At 68.1% G+C, this 5,334-nt stretch carries 6 protein-coding genes and 1 pseudogene; all 7 read right to left on the bottom strand.

Annotation, left to right across the window (positions count from 1 at the left end):
• A pseudogene (locus F9K34_RS16725) lies at window positions 1–264 on the bottom strand (hypothetical protein); the annotation flags it as partial.
• 104 nt (window positions 265–368) lie between these two features.
• Complete coding sequence (nuoE, locus tag F9K34_RS16730) at window positions 369–1,511, bottom strand: NADH-quinone oxidoreductase subunit NuoE (RefSeq protein ID WP_291338251.1); 1,143 nt, start codon at window positions 1,509–1,511, stop codon at window positions 369–371.
• A complete protein-coding gene (locus F9K34_RS16735; RefSeq protein WP_291338252.1) occupies window positions 1,511–2,731 on the bottom strand; it encodes an NADH-quinone oxidoreductase subunit D in 1,221 nt (406 codons plus the stop codon). The genes nuoE and F9K34_RS16735 overlap by 1 nt, the downstream gene beginning before the upstream one ends.
• Entirely contained in the window at window positions 2,731–3,336 is a 606-nt protein-coding gene (locus F9K34_RS16740) for an NADH-quinone oxidoreductase subunit C (protein WP_291338253.1), read from the bottom strand. Before F9K34_RS16740 ends, F9K34_RS16735 begins: the two co-directional genes overlap by 1 nt.
• A 10-nt stretch (window positions 3,337–3,346) precedes the next feature.
• Window positions 3,347–3,871 (bottom strand): NuoB/complex I 20 kDa subunit family protein, encoded by a 525-nt coding sequence (locus F9K34_RS16745; RefSeq protein ID WP_291338256.1) that lies wholly within the window; start codon window positions 3,869–3,871, stop codon window positions 3,347–3,349.
• Complete coding sequence (locus tag F9K34_RS16750) at window positions 3,871–4,236, bottom strand: NADH-quinone oxidoreductase subunit A (RefSeq protein WP_291338254.1); 366 nt, start codon at window positions 4,234–4,236, stop codon at window positions 3,871–3,873. The genes F9K34_RS16745 and F9K34_RS16750 overlap by 1 nt, the downstream gene beginning before the upstream one ends.
• Window positions 4,237–4,449: 213 nt before the next feature.
• Window positions 4,450–5,232 carry a crotonase/enoyl-CoA hydratase family protein gene (locus tag F9K34_RS16755; protein WP_291338255.1) on the bottom strand — a complete coding sequence of 261 codons (783 nt, stop codon included), beginning with the start codon at window positions 5,230–5,232 and terminating at the stop codon, window positions 4,450–4,452.
• Window positions 5,233–5,334 lie beyond the last annotated feature (102 nt).

Below are 5,334 nucleotides of genomic sequence, written 5' to 3' on the forward strand. Positions count from 1 at the left end.
GGCCGGCGGTGCGGACGGCTTCGGAGCTTCGGCCTTGCGTTCCGGCTGGGGCGCGGGCGCGCTGGCCGGTTCCACGACAGGGCCCGGTTCCGGGACAGGGCCCGGTTCCGGGGCGGGGTTCGGTTCGCGTTCATCCGCGGGCGCCGCGGCCTCTGCCGGCCGGGAGCAGAAGGCCCAGACTATGAAGACGCCCAGGGCAGCGGCGAAGACGAGGCCGATCACAAGCGCCTTCAGGACGCCGTAATGGGCGACAATGAGCAGCATGAGCGCCACGAGCGCCCCCCCGGCCAGCGCGACCAGCCAAGAATTCCGGCGACATTCCGCCCCTGCTGACTCCGACATACCCATCACTCCCCGCCAGACTGCCTTCAGTAGACGTCACCCTTCTTCACGCGCCTGGAGAATTCCGTCTCGCCTCCCGTGGCGAGAAGCCTGGCCTGTTCCACCCAGCCATCGCGGCTTGCGCGGCCCTTGAAGCCTTCGAGGTTGTCGTCGACCCAGGCGAGTTCCTCGGCCGTCCACTGGGCGATCTGGTCGAAATGGAAGAACCCGAGGCTGTGGAGAAGCGCCTCGAGCTTCGGGCCCACGCCCTTGATCTGCTTCAGATCGTCCGCCCCGCCCTTGCGGGGCGCCTTGAGCGCACGCGGCTTCTTCGCCCTGGCTGGCGCGGGCTCCGCCTGCGCCGGCTTGCCCTTCGAGGTGGCGGGCGCCTCCTGGACGGTCACGCCGGTCGCGTCGGCGGCAACGCCCTTCGCGGGCTTGGGCTCCCGCGCCTTGCCATTCGCCGGGGTCGCCGGCGCGGCCTTCCCCGTCCATGGCGTCAGGATCGGGACCTCGGTCCCGTCGATCCGCTTCACGGTGTCATTGAGATCGACCGCCCGCTGCACGGAGGCGTTGTACTGCGTCCGGCCGCTCTCGAACTCCTTCAGGCTCGTGAGGCCCGACAGCGGTTCGGACGAGTAGCGCCCGTTCTGCGGCCCCGGCACCGGCACCTTGCCGGCGGCGAGATCGTCGAGGATCGCGGCGAAGCGCTCCGCCGTCAGGTCCTCGTAGTAGTCCTTGCCGATCTGCACCATCGGCGCATTGGCGCAGGAGCCGAGGCATTCGACCTCTTCCCAGGAGAACTTGCCGTCGGCCGAACGGGTGAAGGGCTGGGCGGCGATCCTGTCCTTGCAGACGGCGATCAGTTCACCCGCCCCGCAGATCATGCAGGAGGTGGTGCCGCAGACCTGGACATGGGCAACGGACCCAACGGGTTGCAGTTGGAACATGAAGTAGAATGTGGCGACCTCGAGTGCCCGGATATGCGCCATGCCGAGCATGTCGGCCACATATTCGATGGCCGGTTTCGAGAGCCAGCCCTCCTGCTCCTGCGCGCGCCACAGCAGCGGGATGACCGCGCTGGCCTGCCGGCCCTCGGGATACTTGGTGATCTGCCCCTTCGCCCAGGCGAGGTTGGCGGGGGTGAATTCGAACCTGTCCGGTTGTACGGGCGCGAGACGACGCAGCATCAGCGGTCAACCTCTCCGAAAACGATATCCATGGTGCCGATGATCGCCGCCACATCCGCCAGCAAATGGCCCTTGGCCATCCAGTCGATGGATTGCAGGTGCAGGTAGCCCGGCGCGCGCAGTTTCGCGCGGTGGGGCTTGTTGGTGCCGTCGGCCTTGAGATAGACGCCGAACTCGCCCTTCGGCGCCTCGACGGCGGCGTAGACCTCGCCCGCCGGGACGTGGAAGCCCTCGGTATAGAGCTTGAAGTGGTGGATGAGCGCCTCCATCGAGCGCTTCATCTCCCCCCGCGGCGGCGGCGTGATCTTGCCCCGGGCGAGCACGTCGCCCCTGCCTTCCGGCGCCCTCAGCTTGGCGATGGCCTGGAGGACGATCTTCGTCGACTCGCGCATCTCGGCCATGCGGCAGAGATAGCGGTCGTAGCAGTCGCCGTTCTTCCCGACCGGGATCTTGAAGTCGAACTCGTCGTAGCATTCGTAGGGCTGGGCGCGGCGCAGGTCCCAGGCCATGCCGGACCCCCTGACCATGACCCCGGAATAGCCCCAGGTCAGCGCGTCCTCTTCGGTCACGATGCCGATGTCGGCGTTGCGCTGCTTGAAGATGCGGTTCTCGGTCAGGAGCGTGTCGAGATCGTCGATCACCTTCGGAAAGGCATGGGCCCAGGCCTCGATGTCGTCGAGCAGCGACGGCGGCAGGTCCTGGTGCACCCCGCCAGGGCGGAAGTAGGCCGCGTGGAGACGCGCGCCGCAGGCCCGCTCGTAGAAGACCATGAGTTTCTCGCGCTCCTCGAAGCCCCAGAGCGGCGGCGTCAGCGCGCCCACGTCCATGGCCTGCGTGGTGACGTTGAGGAGGTGGTTGAGCACCCGCCCGATCTCGGAATAGAGCACCCGGATCAGCGAGGCCCGGCGCGGCACCTGCACCCCCGTCAGCTTCTCGATCGCGAGACACCAGGCATGTTCCTGGTTCATCGGCGCCACGTAGTCGAGCCGGTCGAGATAGGGCAGGTTCTGGAGGTAGGTGCGGCTTTCCATCAGCTTCTCGGTGCCGCGATGAAGAAGCCCGATATGCGGGTCGCACCGCTCCACCACCTCGCCGTCAAGCTCCAGCACGAGACGCAGAACGCCATGCGCGGCAGGGTGTTGCGGGCCGAAGTTGATGTTGAAGTTGCGGATCTTCTGCTCGCCGGTCAGGGCGTCGTCGTGGCCTCTGGCGCCGTCCATCATTTCGCCCCCTGTTTCTCGTCGCCGGGCAGGATGTACTGCGCGCCCTCCCAGGGCGACATGAAGTCGAACTGGCGGTAGTCCTGCACCAGTTTCACCGGCTCGTAGACGACGCGCTTCAGCGCCTCGTCGTAACGCACCTCGGTGTAGCCCGTGGTGGGGAAGTCCTTGCGGAGCGGGTGGCCGCGGAAGCCGTAGTCGGTGAGGATCCGGCGAAGGTCAGGGTGGCCGGAGAAGAGGATGCCGAACATGTCGTAGACCTCGCGCTCGAACCAGTTCGCCGCGGGGTGGACCGAGGTGATCGAAGGCACCATGTCCTCCTCCCGCGCGGCGACCTTCACGCGGATGCGGGCGTTCTGGTACATCGACAGGAAGTGGTAGACGACATCGAAGCGGGCCGGCCGTTCGGGGTGGTCCACGGCGGTGATGTCGACGAGCGTCGAGAACCGGCAGGTCCGGTCGGCGCGCAGGAACTCGACGAAATCGGGCAGGCCCGCGAGCGTCGCGGTCACGTTCAGCTCGCCGAAGGCGATCTCGGTCGCAAGGACCTCCGCGGGCCGCTTGAGCTCGATATGAGCGGCCAGTTCCTGAAGGGCTTCGGACATGTCACTCTCCTCAGCGCACGAGCGTGCCGGTGCGGCGGATCTTCCGCTGCAGTTGCAGGATGCCGTAGAGCAGCGCCTCGGCCGTCGGCGGGCAACCCGGCACATAGATGTCGACCGGCACGATGCGGTCGCAGCCCCTGACCACGGAATAGCTGTAGTGGTAATAACCGCCCCCGTTGGCGCAGGAGCCCATGGAGATCACGTAGCGCGGCTCGGGCATCTGGTCGTAGACCTTGCGGAGCGCCGGCGCCATCTTGTTGGTCAGGGTGCCCGCGACGATCATCAGGTCGGACTGGCGCGGAGAGGCGCGCGGCGCGGTGCCGAAGCGTTCGAGGTCGTACCGCGGCATCGAGGAATGCATCATCTCGACCGCGCAGCAGGCCAGTCCGAAGGTCATCCAGTGCAGCGAGCCGTTGCGCGCCCAGTTGATGATGTCCTCGGTCGTGGTCAAGAGGAAGCCCTTGTCCTGCAACTCGCGGTTCAGGGCCTCGGTCGCGACCTCGCGGTCGCCGCCCGCCGTGTTGGCCGAAGTCATCACGCCCATTCCATCGCCCCCTTCTTCCACTCGTAGGCGAAACCGATGGTCAGGACGGCGAGGAATACCATCATCGACCAGAAGCCGACCGCCGAAATGTCCTTGAACGCGACGGCCCAGGGGAAGAGGAAGGCCACTTCGAGGTCGAAGATGATGAACAGGATCGAGACGAGGTAGAAGCGCACGTCGAACTTCATCCGCGCGTCGTCGAAGGCGTTGAAGCCGCATTCATAGGCCGAGACCTTCTCGGGGTCCGGGTTGCGGACTGCGATGATCACCGCGGCGAGGATGAGGACGAGGCCGAGCGCCACCGCCATGCCGAGGAAGATCAGGATCGGGAGGTATTCGCGGGGGAGGATGTCCAACTGCCTGCTCCTACGTCGGGCGCCAGGTCGGGCGGCCCAGGGTCTGCCCCGGTCTGCCCGGGGATCGCTTCCGCCCGTTTACTCCCCCGCCCGGAAAGGGTCAACCGAAGGCAGGGCGGAAACCGCGGCGCAAATCAACGTATTCCCGGATCGGAGGGCGGTTAGCGGAAACGTCCTGCGCCGCCATGCCGCAGCGCGGCGCCGGCACCGCCCTCAGAGTTTCCAGGCGGGCGCGCGGCGCTCGAAGAAGGCGGCGATTCCCTCCGCCGCCTCGGCGCTTTCCCAGCGGCGGACGAGCGCGCCGATCGTCTCGGCGATCACGCCCTCGTCGATCCGGGGTCCGAGCCTGCGGGCAAGGGCCTTTGCCTCGGCCACGGCGCCGGGCGCGCAGGCGAGATAGGGCGCGACCTCGGCCTCGACGGCCGCGTCGAGCTCCGCCACCGGCACGGCGCAGGCGAGAAGCCCGAGCGCCACCGCCTCGCCCGAGCCGAAGAGACGGGCCGACATGAAGACCCGCCGCGCCATCGCCTCGCCCATGCGGGCCAGCACATAGGGGCCGATCGTCGCGGGAATGAGTCCGAGCCGCGTCTCGGTGAAGCCGAAACGCGCCGGATCGGCCCCGATGACCGTGTCGCAGACGGCCATGAGCCCGAGCCCGCCGCCGAAGGCGTTGCCCTGCACCCGGCCGATGATCGGCTTCGGGCAGGTGTTGAGCGCACTGAGCATCGAGGCGAGCCGCGTCGCCTCGCGCGCCCGGGTGGCGCCGTCGGCCGAGATCTGCTCCTTCATCCAGCCGAGGTCGGCGCCCGCACAGAAGCTTTCGCCGGCGCCCGCGAGCACGATTACCCGCACCGCCGGATCGCGGCCGAGGCGGCCGGCCGCCTCGGTCAGTTCGCCGATCATCGCGCCCGAAAGCGCGTTGTGTTTCTCGGCCCGGTCGAGCGTGAGGGTCGTCACGCCCCGGTCGTCGCACGCCACCCTGATCGTCTCGAACATCATGCCCCCCGCATTGCCCGCGCCATGGCCGCGGCGGCGCCGATCCGCGCCGCGTCGAGGCCGGTTTCATAGCCCCCCGCGGCGAGATGGGCCGCGGGGGGC

It is taken from the genome of Albidovulum sp. (assembly GCF_008933605.1).
Lineage (GTDB): Bacteria > Pseudomonadota > Alphaproteobacteria > Rhodobacterales > Rhodobacteraceae > Albidovulum.

What these genes read in the sequence shown, in the direction of transcription:
- nuoE (WP_291338251.1), bottom strand. Translation starts at nt 1,511, where the DNA reads ATGCTGCGTCGTCTCGCGCCCGTACAACCGGACAGGTTCGAATTCACC.
- F9K34_RS16735 (WP_291338252.1), bottom strand. Translation starts at nt 2,731, where the DNA reads ATGGACGGCGCCAGAGGCCACGACGACGCCCTGACCGGCGAGCAGAAG.
- F9K34_RS16740 (WP_291338253.1), bottom strand. Translation starts at nt 3,336, where the DNA reads ATGTCCGAAGCCCTTCAGGAACTGGCCGCTCATATCGAGCTCAAGCGG.
- F9K34_RS16745 (WP_291338256.1), bottom strand. Translation starts at nt 3,871, where the DNA reads ATGACTTCGGCCAACACGGCGGGCGGCGACCGCGAGGTCGCGACCGAG.
- F9K34_RS16755 (WP_291338255.1), bottom strand. Translation starts at nt 5,232, where the DNA reads ATGTTCGAGACGATCAGGGTGGCGTGCGACGACCGGGGCGTGACGACC.